The organism is Chryseobacterium sp. 14P4.3.2 (genome assembly GCF_057799275.1).
In genome coordinates this window covers 82,679-103,566 of record NZ_JBYOKO010000003.1, presented here as the reverse complement: position 1 = coordinate 103,566, position 20,888 = coordinate 82,679, and the positions used below count along the sequence as shown (strand labels likewise).

The 20,888-nt window shown below is 37.2% G+C and carries 23 protein-coding genes; 14 read left to right on the top strand and 9 right to left on the bottom strand.

Going from position 1 to position 20,888, the window contains the following annotated elements:
* Nucleotides 1-125: 125 nt before the first annotated feature.
* Nucleotides 126-434, top strand: a complete 309-nt coding sequence (locus AC27VX_RS06180) for a thioredoxin family protein (RefSeq protein ID WP_236858943.1) — start codon at nt 126-128, stop codon at nt 432-434.
* Nucleotides 434-682 carry a DUF6952 family protein gene (locus AC27VX_RS06175; protein WP_027375263.1) on the top strand — a complete coding sequence of 83 codons (249 nt, stop codon included), beginning with the start codon at nt 434-436 and terminating at the stop codon, nt 680-682. Before AC27VX_RS06180 ends, AC27VX_RS06175 begins: the two co-directional genes overlap by 1 nt.
* Before the next feature lie 468 nt (nt 683-1,150).
* On the opposite strand, the gene AC27VX_RS06170 is transcribed toward AC27VX_RS06175, so the two are convergent.
* The 3 genes from AC27VX_RS06170 to AC27VX_RS06160 are packed head-to-tail and all read right to left on the bottom strand — an operon-like array spanning nt 1,151 to nt 3,406.
* Nucleotides 1,151-1,840, bottom strand: a complete 690-nt coding sequence (locus AC27VX_RS06170) for a Bax inhibitor-1/YccA family protein (RefSeq protein WP_488694427.1) — start codon at nt 1,838-1,840, stop codon at nt 1,151-1,153.
* Between the two features lie 36 nt (nt 1,841-1,876).
* Entirely contained in the window at nt 1,877-2,323 is a 447-nt protein-coding gene (locus AC27VX_RS06165) for a peptidylprolyl isomerase (RefSeq protein ID WP_488694425.1), read from the bottom strand.
* Between the two features lie 48 nt (nt 2,324-2,371).
* Complete coding sequence (locus AC27VX_RS06160) at nt 2,372-3,406, bottom strand: acyl-CoA reductase (RefSeq protein ID WP_488694423.1); 1,035 nt, start codon at nt 3,404-3,406, stop codon at nt 2,372-2,374.
* A 59-nt stretch (nt 3,407-3,465) separates the two neighbouring features.
* On the opposite strand from AC27VX_RS06160, the gene AC27VX_RS06155 reads away from it, so the two are divergent.
* The 6 genes from AC27VX_RS06155 (at nt 3,466) to AC27VX_RS06130 (ending at nt 10,353) form a co-directional block, all read left to right on the top strand.
* Nucleotides 3,466-3,816: a 4Fe-4S binding protein gene (locus AC27VX_RS06155; RefSeq protein WP_167028743.1), complete on the top strand. Its 351-nt coding sequence runs from the start codon at nt 3,466-3,468 to the stop codon at nt 3,814-3,816.
* A 123-nt stretch (nt 3,817-3,939) separates the two neighbouring features.
* Nucleotides 3,940-5,004: a 3-phosphoserine/phosphohydroxythreonine transaminase gene (serC, locus tag AC27VX_RS06150; protein WP_236858934.1), complete on the top strand. Its 1,065-nt coding sequence runs from the start codon at nt 3,940-3,942 to the stop codon at nt 5,002-5,004.
* Nucleotides 5,005-5,114: 110 nt separating this feature from the next.
* Nucleotides 5,115-6,080: a D-2-hydroxyacid dehydrogenase gene (locus tag AC27VX_RS06145; RefSeq protein ID WP_236858932.1), complete on the top strand. Its 966-nt coding sequence runs from the start codon at nt 5,115-5,117 to the stop codon at nt 6,078-6,080.
* Between the two features lie 2 nt (nt 6,081-6,082).
* A complete protein-coding gene (locus tag AC27VX_RS06140; protein WP_236858930.1) occupies nt 6,083-7,327 on the top strand; it encodes a DUF1015 domain-containing protein in 1,245 nt (414 codons plus the stop codon).
* A 51-nt stretch (nt 7,328-7,378) separates the two neighbouring features.
* Nucleotides 7,379-8,785: a M28 family peptidase gene (locus AC27VX_RS06135; protein ID WP_488694420.1), complete on the top strand. Its 1,407-nt coding sequence runs from the start codon at nt 7,379-7,381 to the stop codon at nt 8,783-8,785.
* Nucleotides 8,786-8,994: 209 nt separating this feature from the next.
* Nucleotides 8,995-10,353, top strand: a complete 1,359-nt coding sequence (locus AC27VX_RS06130; RefSeq protein ID WP_488694418.1) for a M20/M25/M40 family metallo-hydrolase — start codon at nt 8,995-8,997, stop codon at nt 10,351-10,353.
* A gap of 83 nt (nt 10,354-10,436) precedes the next feature.
* Here AC27VX_RS06130 and AC27VX_RS06125 read toward each other — a convergent pair whose 3' ends face one another.
* Nucleotides 10,437-10,922, bottom strand: coding sequence for a hypothetical protein (locus AC27VX_RS06125; RefSeq protein ID WP_488694416.1), 486 nt, complete (start codon nt 10,920-10,922; stop codon nt 10,437-10,439).
* 607 nt (nt 10,923-11,529) lie between these two features.
* On the opposite strand from AC27VX_RS06125, the gene AC27VX_RS06120 reads away from it, so the two are divergent.
* Nucleotides 11,530-11,775 carry a hypothetical protein gene (locus tag AC27VX_RS06120; protein WP_236858922.1) on the top strand — a complete coding sequence of 82 codons (246 nt, stop codon included), beginning with the start codon at nt 11,530-11,532 and terminating at the stop codon, nt 11,773-11,775.
* A 68-nt stretch (nt 11,776-11,843) separates the two neighbouring features.
* On the opposite strand, the gene AC27VX_RS06115 is transcribed toward AC27VX_RS06120, so the two are convergent.
* The 5 genes from AC27VX_RS06115 to AC27VX_RS06095 all read right to left on the bottom strand — a co-directional run bounded on the left by AC27VX_RS06115 (nt 11,844) and on the right by AC27VX_RS06095 (nt 15,833).
* Complete coding sequence (locus AC27VX_RS06115) at nt 11,844-12,065, bottom strand: hypothetical protein (protein WP_236858920.1); 222 nt, start codon at nt 12,063-12,065, stop codon at nt 11,844-11,846.
* A 131-nt stretch (nt 12,066-12,196) separates the two neighbouring features.
* Nucleotides 12,197-12,760, bottom strand: coding sequence for a hypothetical protein (locus tag AC27VX_RS06110; RefSeq protein WP_488694414.1), 564 nt, complete (start codon nt 12,758-12,760; stop codon nt 12,197-12,199).
* Nucleotides 12,761-12,861: 101 nt separating this feature from the next.
* Entirely contained in the window at nt 12,862-13,977 is a 1,116-nt protein-coding gene (locus tag AC27VX_RS06105; protein ID WP_410681121.1) for a peptidylprolyl isomerase, read from the bottom strand.
* A gap of 3 nt (nt 13,978-13,980) precedes the next feature.
* Nucleotides 13,981-14,493, bottom strand: coding sequence for an FKBP-type peptidyl-prolyl cis-trans isomerase (locus AC27VX_RS06100; protein ID WP_236858916.1), 513 nt, complete (start codon nt 14,491-14,493; stop codon nt 13,981-13,983).
* A 269-nt stretch (nt 14,494-14,762) separates the two neighbouring features.
* On the bottom strand, nt 14,763-15,833 hold the full coding sequence (locus tag AC27VX_RS06095) for a branched-chain amino acid aminotransferase (RefSeq protein ID WP_236858914.1): 1,071 nt from the start codon (nt 15,831-15,833) through the stop codon (nt 14,763-14,765).
* An 85-nt stretch (nt 15,834-15,918) separates the two neighbouring features.
* Between AC27VX_RS06095 and mnmC2 the strand changes: the two genes are divergently transcribed.
* The 5 genes from mnmC2 (at nt 15,919) to AC27VX_RS06070 (ending at nt 20,874) form a co-directional block, all read left to right on the top strand.
* Nucleotides 15,919-16,593, top strand: coding sequence for a tRNA (5-methylaminomethyl-2-thiouridine)(34)-methyltransferase MnmC2 (gene mnmC2 / locus AC27VX_RS06090; RefSeq protein ID WP_488694411.1), 675 nt, complete (start codon nt 15,919-15,921; stop codon nt 16,591-16,593).
* A gap of 239 nt (nt 16,594-16,832) precedes the next feature.
* The gene (locus AC27VX_RS06085) at nt 16,833-17,489 is read left to right on the top strand and encodes a GAD-like domain-containing protein (protein WP_300689207.1); all 657 of its coding nucleotides are present in this window, start codon (nt 16,833-16,835) and stop codon (nt 17,487-17,489) included.
* Nucleotides 17,490-17,511: 22 nt separating this feature from the next.
* Entirely contained in the window at nt 17,512-18,018 is a 507-nt protein-coding gene (locus AC27VX_RS06080) for a hypothetical protein (protein WP_300689210.1), read from the top strand.
* Between the two features lie 53 nt (nt 18,019-18,071).
* Complete coding sequence (locus tag AC27VX_RS06075; protein WP_488694409.1) at nt 18,072-19,073, top strand: hypothetical protein; 1,002 nt, start codon at nt 18,072-18,074, stop codon at nt 19,071-19,073.
* Between the two features lie 307 nt (nt 19,074-19,380).
* On the top strand, nt 19,381-20,874 hold the full coding sequence (locus AC27VX_RS06070; protein ID WP_488694407.1) for a hypothetical protein: 1,494 nt from the start codon (nt 19,381-19,383) through the stop codon (nt 20,872-20,874).
* The last annotated feature ends 14 nt before the right edge of the window (nt 20,875-20,888 follow it).

Here is a 20,888-nt window from a genome sequence, read left to right as displayed (position 1 = left end):
TATAATGTGTTAATTTGAAAATGAGATAATTTGAACATACATCATCTGATTATCTAAGATTATCTCATTTTCTTCTCTATAAAACATCAGCACATTTCCGAATTAATAATTTTTAAATAACGATTATGTATACAGAATTAACCGAAGATACATTACAAAATATAGTAAACGACAACGAAAAAGTAGTTGTTCAGTATGGTGCAACATGGTGCGGAAACTGCAGAATCATGAAGCCTAAATTCAAAAAGCTGGCCGCAGAAAATGAAGCAATTCCATTCCTGTATGTAGATGCTGAAAAGCTTCCTGAAAGCAGAAAACTTGCAAAAGTAGATAACTTACCTACTTTCGCCATATTTAAAAACGGTGAATTGGTAAACCAGGTTCAGTCTAACCAGGCAGAAAGTTTAATTAACCTTTTTAACGAGTTATCATAATGAAATTACCAGTAATCAGACAATTCTATCAGAATCAGACTCCTGAGAATCTAGAGAAAACTTTAGAAGTTCTGGAAAGCTTCTCTGAATTCAGAGGAACAAGTGAAGAAGACCTAAATGTTGCAGGAGAATTAATCACCAATATTTGCGGAGCTTTAGAAGTTCATGCCAACGTACAAAACGGAATGAGTGAAAAAGATGCTTTAAATTCTTTTGCACAAAAGGTTTTGGGGTCTATTGACAAATAATATTTTCTTTGATTAATTACTATTTTCAAAGATCATAAAAACACAAAATACCTGAGGTTTTCCTCATAATTATACTTATTTTATTCTTTAACTAATTCATTCAATTTCTACTGAAATAGAACTTCAAAAAGCGCATCAACGCCTATATGAAGCAGTGATTGCATTGCATTTATCAAAGAATATCCAATTAAAATCCCGATGAGATCTCATCAGGATTTTTTGGGTTCTGCAATTCTATTCGGTAATTCTCTCCTAACTTAAAACAGAACTCTGTGTTTATAACCAACCCGCAATTCGAAACATCTGTTTTTAAACCTCTCGTCAGACGTTAATAAAATAAGGATTCAGGTCTCATTTAAAATATTATTTTCAGATTTTTATTCTGAAAACAGGGATTAAAGCATTGATGATGTAAACAAAAATCCCGATGAAAGTTTCACCGGGACTATATTAATTAAAGAACTGAAATTAGTTTCTTCTACTCATTAAAATGCTTAAAATATACCAGAACAAAAGCATAATAGATGCAAAAAGCTGCAGCGCTGCTCCTACATACTGTTCTGTACCAAAGGAATCCTTTAATTTACTTGTTTGGTATAAAATGGTTGCCGAAGCAAGGATCACCATTCCAACAGAGAACCATAATCCCAGATTGAAACCAAAAATCATCCCTCCTACAATCAGTCCGATTGAAATAAATCCTCCAATCACAATAATATTTCTTAAAAAAGAAAAATCTCTCTTAGAAGTAAAAGCAACTGCAGAAATTCCCGCAAACATAGCAACCGTTAAAGTTGCAGCCTGGAAGATCACATTAGTACCTCCCGTCATATTCGTGGCAATAAAAAGAAGAGGCATAAAGATCACAGCCTCTAAAAGGATGTAAAACCCTAAACCAAGATATTGAGTTGATTTGCTTTGTGAAAGCGACCATTTGGAAGCCAAAATAGAAGCCAGCCAGAAAACACCAATGATTAATAACCATATGTATCTCTGTCCAAACATCATGGCAATAATTTCCACAGGCACAGTTTTCAGCAAAATAGCCTCAACTCCAATAAATGCAAGAATCGATAAAGCAACGTGCAAATACGTCTTCTTGTAAAAATTCGCTTTTTCTATTTCCGAAGAATGAGCGACTAAAACATCTGTCATCATAGTTAATATTTTTTTGTTAAAAATCGAAATTCAATTTTACCGATCCTTTTTAGCGGGCATTACCCCAAGGATTTTCCCATCATCTTCAAAAACAGCACTTACGACTTCTTTTGGCGATGGATCTCCGGCATATTTATATTTGATATCAGGATAACTGGAGCCATCCATTGTCATATAATATCCAACTTTCAAAACTTCGAGTTTTTTATCAGGATCAATACCGTTTTTTACTTTTTTAAGAACATCATCCGTGACCACTTCTTTTACTTTCTCAGAAAGTAATTTATCTACAGTTTTACGGTCAGAAGACTGCACTGCATTCATAAATTTAAAGAAATTATCACTATAAATGTTGACCTTTTCTTTACTTATAACAGCAGGCTGCTCTTTTGATTGATTGTTCTCAACCTTCAGGTCAACTACTTTCTGTGCAAACACAATCTGTCCGCCCATGATAGCAAGGCCTAGAAATAATCTTTTCATATGATCCATTTTGTTATTCGGTGAAATAATGGATGGAAGATACGAAAATCAGACCAATTCTAAAAACTTCATCGTATCCACATTATCCGCATAGGTATCAAGACCCGGATTTTGAGCTTCACCAAATGAAATAGAGTCAAGTCCGAGATCGTTTTTCGCCACCACACACTGAATACCCTCTTCATTTTCAGCAATAAAGTTTTTAACGTCATCCAGAGATTCATATCTGCTGAAATTGATCACAGAAAGAGGACTGAAAAGTTTATCATCATCTTTAAGCATCACAAAGTTATTATCCCAGAATTTATCCTGATTCAGAAGATATACAGCTCTGTTATAATCATAATTGTTAGCATATTTATTATGATTAATAATATCCTGGAATCCTATGAAACTTTCAAACAGCCTGTCAATAACAAAATCTTTTGGAATAAAAATTCTCGTCACATTCCTGCATCCTAATCCGAAATACTGGAAAATATCGTTAGCCAAAAGCTCTAATTCTTCGGGCGTTTCATCACCTTTCAAAACCGCAACTGAAGTTCTGTTTTTACGGATAACACTTAAGTGATTTTTAAAATAATACTCCAGATATCTGGCTGTATTATTACTTCCTGTTGCTATAACAGCATCAAAATTCTCCAATTTTTCTACAAATTCAAACTGAACCTGTCCATCAGAAAATTCTTTCCATTTATTTAACAGAAAAGGAATCAACAGTTTATCCTTAGAAGACAGTTTAATCACAGGAATATGATTGCTTAAAACTACAGACAGCACATCGTGAAATCCTACCAAAGGAATATTTCCAGCCAAAATCAGCCCTACTCTCTTTGAAATTTTAGAGATGGAATAATTTTCAAGCCAGTTTTTAATATTCTCTTCAGTAAGAAGATCAGCCCACTGCTGTAAGGCAAATTTCTGATTATCAATCGTAAACCATTGATTCTCAATTTTAGATCTGTTCAACAATAATTCAATATTGAGATCATCTTCATTGTAGTTCTCCGTTTTTTTCGCTAAAAACGCTTTTATATAATCACTTAATTTAATAAGTCCTAAAACTTGATTTTCGGTATTCATAATTACTTTAAAATTGGGGAATATTTTGTAATTTTGTGCAAATTTAAAAAAAATTAGCGATGGCTATTAAAATAACTGATGAATGCATTAATTGTGGAGCCTGTGAACCGGAATGCCCAAACAATGCAATATATGAAGGAGCCGTAGACTGGAAAGCTTCGGAAGGTACCACTCTTCAGGGTACAATAACAATGCCTTCAGGACTTACTGTAGATGCTGATGCACCTCAGGAACCTGTAAGTGATGATGTTTATTTCATTGTAACAGATAAATGTACGGAATGTAAAGGATTCCATGAGGAGCCTCAATGTGCTGCTGTATGTCCGGTAGACTGCTGCGTACCTGATGAGGATCATGTAGAATCTGAAGAAGCACTGCTTAACAAAAAAGCATTCTTACACGGCGAATAAAAGACTCCGTCTCATCTTTTTGAGACGGCTTTTTTTAACCAAAAACTAGGTAAACCCAATAGGAAACCACAAATAAAGCTAAAGGAATAAAAAAAATTCTGACAGCAACCAAAAAATAAAAATATGAACAAAAAGCACAACTTCAGCGCAGGGCCATGTATTTTACCACAAGAAGTATTTGAAAAATCAGCTCAGGCTATTTTAGATTTTAATGGTATCGGACTATCTCTTCTTGAAATTTCTCACAGAAGTAAGGATTTCGTCGCAGTAATGGACGAAGCGCGTGCAATTGTCAAAAGATTGATGAATCTTGGTGATGATTATGAGGTACTTTATTTAGGAAGCGGGGCGAGCATGCAGTTTGCTATGGTTCCTTACAACCTGATGAAAGTAGGTGGAAAAGCAGCTTATCTGGATACAGGCACCTGGGCTGCAGGGGCTATCAAAGAAGCCAAAAAACTAGGTACAGTAGATGTAGTAGGCTCTTCCAAGGAAGAAAATTATTCTTTTATTCCTAAAGGATATACAGTTGGTTCAGAATACGATTATTTTCACTGTACATCTAACAATACTATTTATGGAACTCAGATAAAAACTTTTCCTGAAGTAAATACACTGATGGTATGTGACATGAGTTCCGATATCTTCTCCAGACAGCTTGATTTTTCTAAATTTGATCTTATCTACGCGGGAGCTCAGAAAAACATGGGACCTGCAGGAGTTACTTTAGTGGTGATCAAAAAAGAAATTCTTGGGAAAACAGGAAGAGAAAATATGCTGTCTATGCTGGACTATTCTCAGCATATCTCTAAAGAATCTATGTACAATACGCCGCCGGTATTCCCGATATATGCATCACTACTGACGCTTCAATATCTTGAAAACAATGGTGGAATTGCTGCAGCAGAACAAAGAAACGAAGCAAAAGCAAAACTTCTATATGATGAAATTGACACTAACCCTCTGTTCGAAACATTCTGCGTAAAAGAAGATCGTTCATTAATGAATGTTTCTTTCAAAATAACAGATGACAGCAAAAAAGAAGAATTTGACAACGCATGGAAAGCAGCTGGTATCAGCGGATTAAACGGACACAGAAGCTTAGGCGGATACAGAGCCAGCTTATACAATGCCCTGCCAATTGAAAGCGTGCAAGTGTTGGTGGATGTAATGAAGTCAATAAAATAGCTTATATTAGGCGACTGAAAAAAAAGATCTCAGACAAACAGATAGCAGACAACAGACCTAAAAGTCTGACTTCTGACATCTTAAATCTAACATCTATAATAAAATAACACATGAAAGTTTTAGCAAACGATGGAATCTCAAAAGCAGGACAGCTCGCTTTAAAAGAAGCAGGAATTGAAATTCTGGACAATAGAGTGGCCCAAGATCACGTTATTAATTTTATCAACGATAATGAGGTGGACGTTCTTTTGGTAAGAAGCGCAACGAAAGTGAGACAAGATCTGATAGATGCATGCCCAAACCTTAAAATAATAGGAAGAGGAGGCATCGGGATGGATAACATTGATGTTGAATATGCAAAAAGCAAAGGAATCAAAATAATCAATACCCCTACTGCATCATCAAAATCGGTAGCAGAGTTGGTATTCGGGCATTTCATTTCACTGGCAAGATTCCTTCATGAATCGAACAGACTGATGCCTCTGGAAGGAGAAACACACTTCAATGCCATGAAAAAGTCATTCAGTAACGCGTATGAACTTTCAGGAAAAACATTAGGAGTAATCGGCTTTGGAAGCATTGGCCAGGAAGTTGTAAAAATAGGAATTGCTCTGGGAATGAAAATACAGGTCCTGACAAGAAAACCTAAAACAGAAATTCTTAGTCTGAATTTCTTTGACGGTCAGTCAGTAGACTTCGAAATTACTTCCACCAATGATATGGATGCATTCCTTAAAAATGCAGACTTCATCACGATCAACACGCCAAAAACGAATGAGTATATTATAGACACTCCTCAGTTTGAAAAAATGAAAGATGGCGTTTATATTGTAAACACGGCAAGAGGCGGAGTGATCAACGAAGTGACACTGATTGATTTTATCGAATCAGGAAAAGTAGCAGGAGCCGCGTTGGATGTTTTTGAAAATGAACCCAGCCCGGAACTGCCTTTATTAATGAACCCTGCATTATCACTTTCCCCTCACATAGGCGGAAATACGGTAGATGCGCAAGAGAAAATCGGTGTCGAACTTGCAGAACAAATTATTAAGCTACAAAAAGAAACTATAAGATAAATATGCCTGTTTTTAAACCTTTCCGTGGAATAAGACCTCATAGAGACATCGAGAGTACTTTCCCTACCCATCCTCTGGATAATTTCACCCAGGAAGAGATTGCAGAGAAAGCTCAAGTTGAAAATACTTACATCAATATGATTAAACCCTATGTTGTAAGTAAGTCTAAAGATATTGACCGGAACCTTAGAAAGATCCGTTCTACATTTGAAGAGCTTCTGGACGAAAAGAAATTGGTCCAGGACAATTCTGCCTACTATCTTTATGAACAGATCTATCCCAACAAACAGGTTTTCAGAGGGCTTCTCGGATTAGCAAGTATCGAAGATTTCTGGAGTGGAAAAATCAAAAGACATGAGAGTACCATTCCTCAGAAAAAAGAAAAACTGGCTCATTACCTTGAAAAAGTAAACCTGCAGGCAGAACCTGTATTGCTTACCTACCCTGCCAACTCAAAAATTGAGTTGCTGATGAACCATGAAGAAAAAAATGTCCCTATCTTTAATCATGTAGATTCTATTGGAATCCGACATAAAATCTGGCGAATAGACAACCGCCTGAAGCTTCAGCAGTTCAAAGAAGTGATTGATCAGATTGATTCTTTTTATATTGCTGACGGACACCATAGAATTGGTTCTACCGCACTGAATGCAAAACGCCATAAAGAAAAAAACAAAAGACATAACGGTACAGAACTTTACAACTTTGTCTACAGCTTCATTGTTTCTAACCAGTCTATTAAAATCCATGATTACAACAGGATTTTACATGATCTGAATGGTGTCTCCAAAGAAGATTTCCTGAAGGAACTGGATAAGTATTTCCTGATCCACGAAAAAGGAGAAACCCCGTACTACCCTTCTCAGAAATTCCATATGTCTATGTATATGGATGGTAAGTTCTACTCTCTTCACGTAAAACACGACCTTCGTTCTAAAGAAATGTCTCTGGACAATCTGGACCATCATCTTTTAGACAAATACATTTTTAAAAATATTTTAAAAATTGAAGATCCGGACAGCTCTGATCAAATCTCTTATGTAAAGGGAACGTCCAACATCAATGGAATCAATATTTTAAAGGAAAAAATTGACAGTGGGGAAGGAAAGGTAGGATTTGGAGTATATCCGGTGAGTTTTAATGATATGATTAAAATTTCAGATTTAAAACTGAGTATGCCTCCAAAATGTACATTTATCGAACCCAAATTAATTACGGCTCTGTTAATGTATGATATGAAACCTTAATAAATTCACGTTTTTTCCTTACTTTTAACATCGGAAAAAAGTAAATAAAAAATGAAAAAAATATTCATTATACTTCCACTCTTTTTGAGTGGATTTTTATTTTCTCAAAAAAAGCCTCAGAAAAAGCCTGTCGGCAAAACAGCTATTCCTGTAAAATTAAATTATCACGATGAATTCAAAAAGATCTCAGACGAGATCATGACCAATGGTAAAGCTTACGATAATCTTGGAGAACTTACGAAAGGTATCGGGTCGCGTTTCAGCGCAACTCCCGGTTATACAAAGGCAGCAGAATGGGCAGAAAAAAAATTCAAGGAAATTGGGATTAATATGATCTGGAGACAGGAAGCCAAAGCTCCTGTATGGATAAGAGGAAGAGAATCTCTTCAGATAAAAGCAGAAAATGGCGACTGGAAAAACATCAGAATGCTTTCTTTCGGCAACTCTCAAGGAACAGGCGGAAAAGACCTCCTGGGTGAAATTGTTTTAATTAATTCCACGTCAGAGCTTAATGCAATGTCATTGGGCCAGTTAAAAGACAAAATAGTCTTCGTAAACGTTCCTATAGATCCAAAAATCATCAATACAAGTGATTCTTATTTACTGACTGCAAAATCAAAATTAATTTCCGCCTCTGTTATTGCTAAAACAGGTGCAAAAGCATTAATTATAAGATCATTGACAACAGCTTCTGACGATACTCCTCATGCCAAAATGATTTACTATGAACCGGATGATAAAATTAAAATTCCTGCTTTATCAATTGGTGTAAGATCTGCAGATGAATTGGAAAAAACAATAAAAAAACAAAAGGTCACGGCTAAAATCAACATGACTGCTGAGTCTAAAGGTGATACTACCAATCCAAATATTATTGCTGAAATTCAGGGTAAAAAAGACTCTAAAGTGATTGTCCTGGGAGCCCAGCTTGATTCATGGGATTTTGGTGAAGGAGCTATTGATGACGGAACGGGTGTTGCTCAATGTATCGAAGTTTTAAGAACATTAAAGGCGCTTGGCTATGAAAATAATCACACGATCAGGGTGGTCTTGTACGCAAACAGCGAAAATGGAGGGCAAGGCCGTGAAATGTACGCTGCTTATGTGAAGAAGAAAGAAGAAAAACATGTATTTGCCTTAGGGACAGATGCGGGAGGCTATTCTCCGCGCGGATTTTCTTTGGATATGTCTTCTCAGAGAAGAAGGTTAATCTATCCCTGGAAAGAATACTTTCTTCCTTATGGGGTTTATGATTTCGACCAGACAGAAGCAATTCAGGATATTTCACCTTTAAAAAAACTGGATATTCCTTTAGCAGAGCTTGTTGTAGATACCCAAAGATATTTTGACTACCATCATTCCGAACAGGATACTTTTGATAAAGTAAACAAGAGAGAGCTTCTTCTCGGGGCAGTTGCCATGACACAAATGATTCTTATGGTTGATAAAAACTGGTAGCCAAAAACTCCGTGATGCCGGATCAGATACAGTTCGCTTCTAAAGATGGGTATGAATTTACATCGAATACTGGACTCCATCCTGAACGTTATTTTGATATCTACCGGACAGGAGAAGAATTACTTTCGAAAAAGTCGACAAAAAAGGACTGTCAACTAGTTCTATAATTAGAACACAATTTATTTAATAATTGCTAAAAATTGATAACAATGAAAAAGATACTAGGAACTTCACTATTACTTTTTGGAATGGCTGCTTTTGGGCAGACCAAAGAAGACTCTATACAGTTTAACAAAATCTCCACAGAGATTTTAAATAACGGTAAAGGTTATAACGAACTCAGAGAGCTTACCAAAAATATAGGGCACCGCCTAAGTGGAACGGAAGCGTACGAAAAATCCGTAAAATGGGCAGAACAGAAGCTCCGTGATGCAGGAGCCGATAAAGTATGGCTACAGGAAGTCATGATTCCGGTTTGGGTAAGGGGTAAAGAGTCCTTACTTATCAAAACATCAAATGGCAGGTGGAAAAGCCTTAAAATGCTGTCACTGGGAAATTCTGAGGGAACGGGCGGAAAAGATGTTTCCGGAGAGATGATCATGGTGAAGTCTATGGAAGAGTATGACAAACTTCCTGCTGAAAAGGTAAAAGACAAAATTGTATTTTTCAACTACCCTTTCAGTCAGTCTTTTATAGAAACATTCAAAGGATATAGTGATGCTGCCAAATACAGAACTACAGCAGCCTCTTTAACTGCAAAAAAAGGAGGGAAATTTGCCATCGTAAGATCTCTTTCTTCAGCTTTTGACGATGTTCCTCACACCGGAGCCATGCGTTATGATGAGAAAGTTTCTAAAATACCTGCTGTTGCTATAGGAAGTACCACAGCAGATGAGCTCGAAGTTTTATTAAAAAGCCAGAAAATCACGGCCAAGCTTAATTCCAACTGTGGAATGCAAGGTGAGAAACTCTCCCACTCCGTTATCGGTGAAATTACCGGTAAGAAGGATCAGAGTGTCATTGTAGTCGGAGGACATCTTGATTCATGGGATGTAGGTGAAGGAGCTCATGATGACGGCGCCGGAATTGTGCAGAGCATCGAAGTTCTGAGAACCTTTAAAAAGTTGGGAATACAAAATAACCATACTATAAGAGTCGTTTGCTTTGCCAATGAAGAAAATGGAGTAAAAGGCGGAATACAATATGGTAAAACAGTAAAAGAAAATAACGAAAAACATCTTTTTGCCATAGAAACCGATGCAGGAGGTTTTGCCCCAAGAGGAATAGCACTCGATATGGATGATACCAGAAGAAACCAGATCAGAAGTTGGTCAAAATTGTTCCTGCCATATGGGGTTTATAACTTTGAAGAAAGGTTCTCCGGAACAGACCTTTACCCACTTCACGATATGGGAATTCCCGCAGCAGAATTAATGCCGGACTCACAGCGTTATTTTGATATTCATCATACAGAAGAAGATACTTTTGAAAAAGTGAACAGGAGAGAACTTTTACTAGGAGCTACTGCCCTCACACAGATTATTTATATGATTGACAAGAATTGGTAACAGATTATCAGTTATATTTACAAGAGTTCATAAATGTTTTATGGACTCTTTTTTTGACGCAGATTCTTACTTAATTGTTCTTTTCAGCCATATCGTTGCAACAAGCTTTTCCACAAATGATCTATTCCTCCACCAGATTCCCAGTTGATATCAAATTTTCCTCCTTTCGGTGCATAAGGCGGCAATGAAATTTTAGAATGAAACATGGGAGGATTATCTTTTACCAAAGCAAAATAATCAGCATCAAAATTTGATTTTCTATAATATTGTATTTCAACTATAGTTTCTTTTTTACTTGTCCGGAAAATATAAAGATTTACATCATACAGATCATTTACTTCTTTATGTAAAATTTCTAATGCTTTATCCAATGTAAAACCCGTTTTGGAATTGTTTACCCTATTTCTGGACCATGTCATTTCAAAAGAATTTGTTCCTTCAAATTCATTAAAATCAGACAGAATAAAAAGTAAATTGGGTGAAATTGTATTCCAGCAATTAATTTCAGCAAGGTAAAGAAGATTGGCAATACAATCCTGTATACTATTCCTTAAGCTTTCGAGATTCATTTTAAAAAAGGTCCTATAAAGTATTTTAAATTACAAAAAAAAACTACCGTAATATTTTCTTCGTTTCAGATTATTAGCCCTTAAAATTAGAAAATTTTTCTTTGTTTAAGGAAATAAAACGAAATTGGCACTAAAAACAAGACCCTACAAGTCTTAAAAACAAAGTGTTAACCGAAGAAATATCACTTTGGCATGATATTGGCATCTACTTTTTTGAGAAAAAATTAAAAAAACACTAAGGATGAGAAAAAAGGTTTTCTGTGGATTTTCAGTTTTCCACTGATTCAAATTCATATTGATGTATATGAATCCTTTTTTTTCTACGATGCCGTAAAAGATACGGGAACGTGAAAAATTAACCCTCCCGTTGATTTTTCACAGCAGTTTTATGCCCCGTATCTGACTGGTGTCATCACCCTCGAATCACGCAGCAGTGATTCTAAAAATTGATTATCTATTCCGGATTTTTGATCCGGTGTAATAATATTTGTATAAATGGCAAAGCCATCGCGAACCTTAGCCCAGTAAGAGAATATACCATTCTTTTTACCGTAATGACTGCGTTGTTTTATACTATTAATTAATGTATAACCCTTAAAATGTTGTAATGATGAGAGACTTTTTTGAAATGATTTTTAAGAGAAATGAAGACGCTGCAAAAATGCATATCTGGAGCCTGTTATTGGTGTTGAGTTTTGCTGCCTTTTCAGTGTTAGTATACACCTCAAAACCAAGCTTTAACAGCTTAATAATATATCTGACGGCTTTTGCCGCTTATATTGGCTTTGGCCTTGTATTCATCAGTTCCTTAGCCGGAACAAGTATGAAGAAGAGATCGAGCAGAAACATATAACTTTTAATCTTTCTTTTACTGAAAAACCGCCCTTTTGGGGCGGTTTTTTTAGTTTTAATCAGACTATCTTACTCATTAAATATATCTTTCATCATTTTATCAAGGAATTTTTTCGTTTCTTCCTCAACCATTTTTTCAGACTTTTCTACTAATTCTACCCTGAATGGATCGCAACAGGCTTTTATTCCAAATCCTTCATCTGTTTTTACAAATTCAGGATGCAGCCCATGTTCTTTACAGGTTTGAGATTCAATTTCCTGTTTTATCAAATCATAATTTAGATCGAACATATTTTTTTATTTTGTTTTTAGGTGATTCATAAAGATAGAAATAAATTCCATTTACAGAAATCCGTATTTCCACGATACTTCAATACAAAATAAAAAGGCTGAATTTTCAGAATATTTTCCAATAGTGATCTCTAAAATTTGTCAAGAATTTTTTGTGGTAAAATCCCTTTAAGCACAGGTTTATAATTTTCTTCAAGAATCAGAAATTTCCATTTTTTTTCGTCCTTTGAAACAGCGCAGGCTTTCATATGGGCATCTACCATATAATAATCTCCATTATTGAAATTCGCAACATTTTCTTTTCCATATTTGGATACTAATGTGCCATTTATTTTTTCCTTTACGAGTTCCGGATTATGAATAACTTTCCAATCCACTTTAAACTGCATTTTAAAAGAATAATTTGTTATTGAAAAATATTCTCCTTCAATTAACTGAGGAGCTTCAATATTATCTATTTTAAAATCCTGAATATCAATTATAAAAGCGGGATTATTATAACTCAGGGTTAAAACTTTAATCATTTGTTCTCTACCTATCAGATTCAAATATTTGGGATAAATGAAATTGACAGCATTTTCAATATTCTTGTCTTTTATACTTTCAAAAAAAGAGGTAAACTCTTTTTTTATTCCCGATTCATAATCTATTTCTTTAGTCTGACTAAAAGATAAAACTGAAAAAAGTGAAATCACTAATACCATTAATTTTATTCTCATCTCTATATCCTTAGCATTAAATATCTACAAAAAAACCACCCCTTGCGGGGCGGTTATATATCTTACAAAAGATTCAATTATTTTACTTTTACAAGCTCAACATCGAAAACTAACCAAGAGTTTGGCGGGATCACTCCTCCTGCTCCTCTTTCTCCGTAACCCATTGCTGGCGGGATCAATAATGTAGCAGTTTCACCTTCTTTTAACAACAGGATACCTTCATCCCATCCCTTGATTACTCTCCCCATTCCGATTGGAATATCGATTGGCTCATTTCTCTTGAATGAAGAATCGAACTCAGTTCCGTCTACTAACTTACCTGCATAGTGTACAGATACGTTATCACCAGCTTTTGGAGCTTTACCCTCAGCTGTTTTTGTAATTTTATAGTAAAGACCTGATTCGGTTTTCTGCATACCAGCTTTTAGATTTTCAACTAATTTCTCCTGGTTTGCTTTGAATTCTTCTTCTTTTTTCTTTTTTTCAGCTTCTTCTTTAGCGATGAAAGCTTTATTGTTTTCTGCAATTTTAGATTTTCCTTCGTTGAAAGTCTTTGCTGCATCATAATGCTTGTACTCATCACCTTTTCCGAACACAGAAACTTTCTCCAAAACGATATCAGTTTTAGGCTTATCCTGAGCTCCTTTTTCTACATTGGCAATAGTGTCAATCACTTCAGTTCCTTTTACTACTTTTCCAAAGATTGTGTGTCTTCCGTCTAACCATGGAGTAGCTACTTCTGTGATGAAAAACTGAGAACCGTTAGTATTAGGTCCGGAGTTCGCCATAGAAAGAATTCCTTTTCCTGTATGTTTAAGGTCATTTCTTTCATCCTCGAATTTATATCCTGGGTCTCCCATTCCAGTTCCCTGAGGGTCACCTCCCTGAATCATGAAATCTTTGATTACTCTGTGGAAAATAGTTCCGTCATAGTAAGGAACTCCTTTAGCCTTAGCTTTGTTATCGATTTTTCCTTCTGCAAGACCGATAAAGTTGGCTACAGTTACTGGTGCTTTCTTGTCTTCAAGCTTCACAATCATGTTCCCTTTTGTGGTTTGAAGATTAGCATAAAGTCCGTCATTAAGACCTTCGTAAGTTTCTTTGTCTACGTTCATTTTTTTATAAATTGGGGTACAACTCATCAGCGAAATACTTGCCGCTGCCAGAATTATATTCTTGTTAAACAAATTCATGTATTATAAAGCTTTTAATTTTATGATTAATGGGATGTCGTTATCTATTTTCTTTTCGTCTCCGAAAGTTCCGTAAGCCAAAGAAGACGGCACCAAAAGCGTTACTTCCTCTCCATCATGTATAAAACGCAAAGCATTTTCCACCGCTTTCAGTTCATCAAAATGGCCAAACTTGGCTTCTCTTCTTTCAATAGGCTGGTCGTAGATTTTGGTTTCATCAAAATCATAAATATCATATGAGTAAGAAATCAGACTGTTATCTGCTCTCCTTTCTCTCTGATCATAACCTTGTACTGTCACCCAGTAATTAAGCTGTGTAGGATAATACTTCACAGACTGACCACCAATCCAATCCTGAATCTGGCCTCTTTCTATGCTGTTCAGATTTTTCATCCTGTTTTTAGAAACATCCAGATCTTTTTGGCTTAAAACACCTCCTACCGGAGGATGGGCCGTCTGGGTATTTCTGTTACAGCTCAACAGACTTATGGCTGATATGAAGAGTAATTTTTTCATAAACTTTTGCGAAAATACACATTTCATGAATCAATTACAAAACTTGAAGAAGAAATATATAAATCGGTCAATTTCAATATAACGATCACTGCAAGTTAGTTTAAAAATTTCAGTCTTGAATATACATCGCAGCTTTTTTATACTGTAATTACTGAAACGTTTGGTCAATTCCGTTTTCCAGGAAAAACCGGGCTGGCTTATGATCATTGAGTTTTTATAAAAAAAGCCGGAAAAACTCCGGCTTCTATATGATTTTGTTCAGTTAATGATTAAACTGTTTCCAAAACGTGGTTTACTACAACTCTCCATCCGAATGGATCTTCAGAAAGATTGTTCTGTAAATCTACCAAGTCTTTCTTAAGGGTCGCTGCATAGCTCTCTTCATCAGAAAGTCTTGGAAGCTCAAGTTTCTCACCTTGGTATCCTAACGCCTGAAACTGCGTGGTTACTACTGCAGTACCTACTCCCCATACTTCTTTAAGAGCACCTTCTTTCAAAGCTTCAATTACTGTTTTTACAGCAATAGGCTCCACTTTTACTTCAATCCCTCTCTTCTTAGCCAGTTGGATGAAACTGTCTCTAGTAACTCCGTCAAGGATCTTCTCAGACGTTGGCGGCGTATAGATGGTATCATTGATTCTTACAAACACGTTCATAGTACCACTCTCTTCGAAATACTCGTGTGTAGCATCATCAGTCCAGATGATTTGCTCGTAACCTTCTTCAATAGCCAACTGTGTTGGGTAGAAAGAAGCGGCATAGTTTCCTGCTGCTTTAGCAGAACCTACTCCACCGTTTGCTGCTCTTGAGTAGTGGTCAGAAATTTTAACAGAAACTGGTTCTGAGTAGTAGCTTTTCGCTGGTGTTGCTACGATAGCAAACATATATTTATTAGAAACTCTTGCTTTTAAAGCTTCCTCTGTAGCAAAAATCAATGGTCTGATATATAAAGACATTCCTTCTCCCTGAGGAATCCACGCTCTATCAATATCTACTAATGCTTTTAATCCGTCTAAAAACATTTCTTCTGTCACTTCAGGCATAGCAAGACGCTTTGCTGATTTATTGATACGTTCAAAATTCTTTTCAGGCCTGAAAAGTAAAACCTGCCCGTCTTTGTCTTTATAAGCTTTCATGCCTTCAAAACAAGCTTGTCCATAGTTTACCCCCATCATGGCAGGTGTAAATGGAATGGGACCGTAAGGAACTAATTTCACATCTCCCCATTTTCCATCTTCATACTCGCATATAATCATATGATCAATAAAAGTACCACCAAATGAAAAATTGTTTGGGTCAAATGTAGAAATTCTGGAGTTTTCAGTTTTTTGAATTATCATTTTTTAAAATTTTTACGATGTTCTACAAATTTAACATAATTTTCTAAATATAAAAATTTTAGAGTAAATTTGACAAAAAAATAGCTTGAAAAGAGAGATTAAGACCACAAACGACGGAAGTAAAACATTGTTTATCAATGATTTAAATGAAAACTACCATTCTCACCACGGAGCGCTTCAGGAAGCAGAACACGTGTTTATCAAAAATGGATTAAATTTAATAAATGATTGCGAAATTAATATTTTAGAACTCGGTTTTGGAACAGGTTTGAATGTTTTAGTAACAATTAATGAATATTTAAAAACTGACAAAAATCATGTCATCAATTATTTTTCGCTTGAAAAATACCCCATAAATGAATCCGAAATAAACGATTTGGCTTATTTTGAACATTTTGATAACCCAGAGTTTAAGAATATTTATCAGAAAATTCATCTGGCAGATTGGGAAAAACCAGTGGAAATCATTAGTGGATTCAATCTAAAAAAGATAGAATGTGATTTTTTCGACCTAAAGAACATTGATCTGCCTAAAATCAACCTTGTCTACTTCGACTGTTTTGGCGCAAGAGTACAGCCTGATCTTTGGGAAAAACCATTATTTGAACTCGTATCGGACAAAATGGCCATTAACGGATTATTAACAACCTACTCTTCCAAAGGAAGCGTGAGAAGAATTCTTCAGGAACTCAACTTTGAGGTGGAAAAGAAGCAGGGACCTCCGGGAAAAAGGGAGATGATTAATGCAGTGAAACTGTAAAAGCTCCTTTATATATGATACTGCTTTCTCCATTCTTGCCATGATCATCATCCGGAAGATCGGAGAAAGCAAATTTGCTAAAAACAGCAGCCCCCCACTAACAGAGCCCCCACTTAGCCACTTATTCTTCCAATTAGTCTGTCATTATTCGGAATACAGCCAGCCTTTCTCTTGCCTCTCATTACATTTAATGATAGATTTGAATCGTCATTACTACCAAACATTATAACAAAATACAAATGAGAGATGCAGATTATGCTTTATTCATAGAATGTAATGGAGAAGCTACCCACCGAATTCAAGTTCCAGAATCAAGCTTTATTAAATGGGAAGGAATACTTCCTCCCATTCTAATGACCTATTGGCGTGAAGAAGGATGGGCTGGATATGGCAATGGTAGATTATGGACTGTTAACCCTGATGACTATGAACACATTAAGGACGTATGGTTGGAGGGGACACCTTTTGAAAATTTTGATAACTTTCATGTCATTGCCAGATCCGCATTTGGAAATCTTTATTTATGCGGTGAAAAAACGGGACGGAGTGTTACTCTGACTTGCATTCATAACGAAATACAAGCTCTAAAGAATAGGCTAAAAACGAAAGCATTGGAAAAACAAGATATAACTATTCAATCCTTATTCGGACCTAGCGAGCCTGAAGATTTTGATTACCATGATATCAATAGGAAACTCCTCTTTGACCGTGCTGTAAAAAAATATGGACCATTGGCATCGGATGAGATGTATGGTTTTGAACCTGCCCTTGTACTTGGCGGGAGCCCATCAATTAAAAATCTCCGGCGGGTAAAAATCGATCCCCATCTTCTGATCCTGCGTGAACTCGATACCCCGACATTTCCTTTTGCAGGAGTTGATCTTGGTAAGTTATAAGAAATGCTCGAAAAATAATCTTATGAAAAACACAGACTACCCAAGCATTGAAGAATTTATTTCCGCAATAGGCAGGGACTCGGACTCTTCGGAGCTTCAACTTATTTTCTCCAAGATCGGGATCAAAATTAAGAACCTTGACGATTATCGGTTGGATGTCAAGGGGCAGCGGCTATGGTCAGACGACTCCGCAGGCTTACAACTTGAATTCAAGGATATCGGGATATTGAGAGAAATTCCATATCACGATATTGATGAAGGTCCGTGGGTACTAACCGATGTTATTTTTTGGGGCTGGCGAGAAAAAACAAATAGCTGTTACACAGGAGCCTTGCCATACGGGCTGGATTTCTCCATGAGTCGAGCTTCCGTAAGAGAAAAAATCTCTCGAGAACTAGGGCAACCAGAGATATTAGGATTCTCAGACAATATAGACATGTGGGTTCTGGGAACAATGAAAATAGCCATCGATTACGCCGGGAAAAAGGGGATTCGTTGCATCAGTTTAGGCATGCCTGTAGAAGAATAAAATGACGGAACCGAATGTTTTCTGAATAGGAATAAGTGTAGAGCACAATACGCATGGATATTCAAGACATAACAACTCTCTTTGGCAAAAGAGTCACCGACCCAGTCGTCGAAGCCATGTTTCAATCGCTGGGTATCAAGCGCAGGCCCGAACTGGCACGCCCCGCAAAAAGCCCCTATGAAGCAATTTTGCGAGTGAACGCGCAGGGGATGCTGTTTTCCTTCAGCGAGCGCAACTATTGGGAGGGCCTGCAAGGCTCCTCACATGGCAAGAGCAATACGCTGATTTTCACCAACGTGGCTGTCACGTCAGGCATCCCGGATGTCATGCGCCGGTATGTCGGCAGTGAATTGCCCTTCAGTTTGCAGTGGGAAGATGATCGGGCCACGGCCCGCGAAAAGCTGACGGCGGCGGGCTGGGGTGATCGTCTGCACGCTTACAAGCGAGACGCCTGGTGGCTGCCCGACTACCACATCCGTCTGACTTATCAGCCGGGGAGTATTGATCAGCCAGAACAGCCAGGCATCTTCGATATCAGTCTGGGAATTCCGATGCCGGCATCGGCTGAGCCATTTCCACCATGGCACTATCCCATGCCGGACCAGATGTACGACCTCTTTGGGGAGTCGCCCGCAAGCCCCGCATTCCAGAGTCTGTTCCGCGACTTCGATTCCGTCAGGCTTGTGGCAGAGGCAGAACAGGAGATCGTCGATAGAAAACATGAATTCGGCTTCGCGTTGTATTTCGATAGGGCACGACGGGCTCCCGATGGACGCCCCTCCTTCGCAGGCATCAACATGTGCCGTGATCGCCTGGGGACTTCAACAGCTTGGAGAGGCCCGTTGCCATTCGGCCTGAGCTTCGATGATTCACCATCCATTTTCGAAGAGCGCATCGGTCGCAAGGCCGATCATTGGGACGACAATAAGACTTTCGGAGTCGCCCGCTGGTTTCTCCCCGACCTGTTGATGTGGGTGAATTTCGACAATCTGGATAATTGCATTGAGTCGGTTCGCGTACTGCGCACTGGATATAGAGATGATCTGCGCGATTGAATTGCAACGCCATCATGACCGACCACGCGCATACACCTAATGGGTAACCCGCCACCCATCCCCTAGCCGGGCACCGCGCAACTCGATATACATGGTCGGCAGCAGACAAGATAGCCAGCCGCTGAAGGCTTGCGGGTTGTGCGAATGGATGTATTGCTTAAAGAAAAATCTATGCAAAATGAAGATAAGTTTACATCTCCTGATCCTAGGCGGGCTGGATATTCCAACATCTTTTTACAAGGGCTGATCTTGTTAAATCATAGAATAAGTACAAAAAAATATAAAAATTATCAAAATAAATCATCTGATGAAAAATATAAACTTCCCAAGCATTGAAGAATTCACTTCTGCAATTGGCAAATACTCAGAATCACCAGAGCTTAAAATAATTTTCTCGAAACTGGAGATTACTGAAAAAGATTTAACGAAATTCTCGGAGATCGCAGGCTATCAAGTTTGGGACAATGACGAGGCAGGGCTACAATTAAATTTCGAAAGAATTGACTTTATGAATTTAGTTTACAATAAAAGACCATGGATTTTAACGGATATTATTTTCTGGGGTCATGAAAAAAAGCCAAAGAAAAAAGAGACAATACTTTGTTACAAGGAACCTTTGCCCTATAGACTGGATTTCTCCATGAGCAGGGAAAAAGTAAGGGAGATACTCTCTGCCCCATTGGGACAGCCAAAGATCTTTGGACTTTCAGATAACATAGATGTATGGTTTTCCAAAACGTTCGAATTAACAGTAGATTACGCAGGAGAAAAAGGAATCCGCTGTATCAGTCTCGGAATAATCGTTGATGATAGCAAAATATTAACACCACCTGATATGAAAAAAAAAGAATGGATTTCCCAGATGGAATACTTATTAACAGGTCCCAAAAATGAAAATAGCGCATTTACCTTTCAAGATCTTGTTTACAAAGCTCCGATTAACAAGGGGAATGAAGTGGTAGAATTACTTATAAAAAGCTTTCTCGGACCTTTCGACTCTTCCGTAATGCAAGCATGCATCACTGTTTTGGGTCAGGCAGACTTCAATACCTATTATGACTCTTACTTTAAGATACTCCCCGACCTGCTGGCCTTATCAGATTCCAGCATTGCAATGGATTTGTTAGATCACCCAGGCTTTAAGCTGAAAAAAAAGCATATTAAAAATATTCTGAAAAGAATTTGGAAAACTTCCCCTGATGGCAAACTTCAGATGGAAATCGATAAGCATATTGAAAAATGGAATCTTGAGGATGAAAGACCTTATTCTAAGATTTATCTGCAGCCTGGACCAGGCATAGCATATGATCATCTCATTGAAGAAATGGATCTTAAAAATATTCTCAAAGACTTCCTGGAAGAAGGAGAAAGGCTATTGCAGATTATGCCCGTAGGTTTTTTCCCTGATCATCCGGATTCCCTTGTTGACAACGAAGGAATTTTAGCAGTCTATTATACCAAGTGGGCATACTTCAGAAATTTTCTAAACATCAAAAACACCCAATTGGATACCTGCTTAAGCAAGAGCGGGAATTTCAAGGAAAAATTAGACATGTTAAGGGCATCACTAGGACCGGAACTGCTTCCCAGTCATTTTACAAAAGAAAGTTTCAGTTTTACAAGAGCTTATTATAAGCCGGGATGGAAACATTTCTACCTTAAAGACTTTGGAGAAATATTTCCCAATTTTGAAAAGTCTGAATATATCGATGACACGGATGACAATTATCAAATGATTGAGAGCATTTTGAATATGAGATACGATGAATGGAAAAGTGAAATCAATGTATGCGGCACTTAATTATCAAAATAAAT

Bases quoted from the DNA above. Each gene is read 5' to 3' on its own strand.
- AC27VX_RS06095 (WP_236858914.1), bottom strand. From the start codon at position 15,833: ATGATAATTCAAAAAACTGAAAACTCCAGAATTTCTACATTTGACCCA.
- AC27VX_RS06085 (WP_300689207.1), top strand. From the start codon at position 16,833: ATGAGAGATGCAGATTATGCTTTATTCATAGAATGTAATGGAGAAGCT.
- AC27VX_RS06130 (WP_488694418.1), top strand. From the start codon at position 8,995: ATGAAAAAGATACTAGGAACTTCACTATTACTTTTTGGAATGGCTGCT.
- AC27VX_RS06180 (WP_236858943.1), top strand. From the start codon at position 126: ATGTATACAGAATTAACCGAAGATACATTACAAAATATAGTAAACGAC.
- AC27VX_RS06080 (WP_300689210.1), top strand. From the start codon at position 17,512: ATGAAAAACACAGACTACCCAAGCATTGAAGAATTTATTTCCGCAATA.
- AC27VX_RS06105 (WP_410681121.1), bottom strand. From the start codon at position 13,977: ATGAATTTGTTTAACAAGAATATAATTCTGGCAGCGGCAAGTATTTCG.
- serC (WP_236858934.1), top strand. From the start codon at position 3,940: ATGAACAAAAAGCACAACTTCAGCGCAGGGCCATGTATTTTACCACAA.
- AC27VX_RS06135 (WP_488694420.1), top strand. From the start codon at position 7,379: ATGAAAAAAATATTCATTATACTTCCACTCTTTTTGAGTGGATTTTTA.
- AC27VX_RS06165 (WP_488694425.1), bottom strand. From the start codon at position 2,323: ATGAAAAGATTATTTCTAGGCCTTGCTATCATGGGCGGACAGATTGTG.
- AC27VX_RS06155 (WP_167028743.1), top strand. From the start codon at position 3,466: ATGGCTATTAAAATAACTGATGAATGCATTAATTGTGGAGCCTGTGAA.
- AC27VX_RS06170 (WP_488694427.1), bottom strand. From the start codon at position 1,840: ATGATGACAGATGTTTTAGTCGCTCATTCTTCGGAAATAGAAAAAGCG.
- AC27VX_RS06140 (WP_236858930.1), top strand. From the start codon at position 6,083: ATGCCTGTTTTTAAACCTTTCCGTGGAATAAGACCTCATAGAGACATC.
- AC27VX_RS06145 (WP_236858932.1), top strand. From the start codon at position 5,115: ATGAAAGTTTTAGCAAACGATGGAATCTCAAAAGCAGGACAGCTCGCT.
- AC27VX_RS06100 (WP_236858916.1), bottom strand. From the start codon at position 14,493: ATGAAAAAATTACTCTTCATATCAGCCATAAGTCTGTTGAGCTGTAAC.
- AC27VX_RS06175 (WP_027375263.1), top strand. From the start codon at position 434: ATGAAATTACCAGTAATCAGACAATTCTATCAGAATCAGACTCCTGAG.
- AC27VX_RS06120 (WP_236858922.1), top strand. From the start codon at position 11,530: ATGATGAGAGACTTTTTTGAAATGATTTTTAAGAGAAATGAAGACGCT.
- AC27VX_RS06115 (WP_236858920.1), bottom strand. From the start codon at position 12,065: ATGTTCGATCTAAATTATGATTTGATAAAACAGGAAATTGAATCTCAA.
- AC27VX_RS06160 (WP_488694423.1), bottom strand. From the start codon at position 3,406: ATGAATACCGAAAATCAAGTTTTAGGACTTATTAAATTAAGTGATTAT.
- AC27VX_RS06075 (WP_488694409.1), top strand. From the start codon at position 18,072: ATGGATATTCAAGACATAACAACTCTCTTTGGCAAAAGAGTCACCGAC.
- AC27VX_RS06070 (WP_488694407.1), top strand. From the start codon at position 19,381: ATGAAAAATATAAACTTCCCAAGCATTGAAGAATTCACTTCTGCAATT.
- AC27VX_RS06125 (WP_488694416.1), bottom strand. From the start codon at position 10,922: ATGAATCTCGAAAGCTTAAGGAATAGTATACAGGATTGTATTGCCAAT.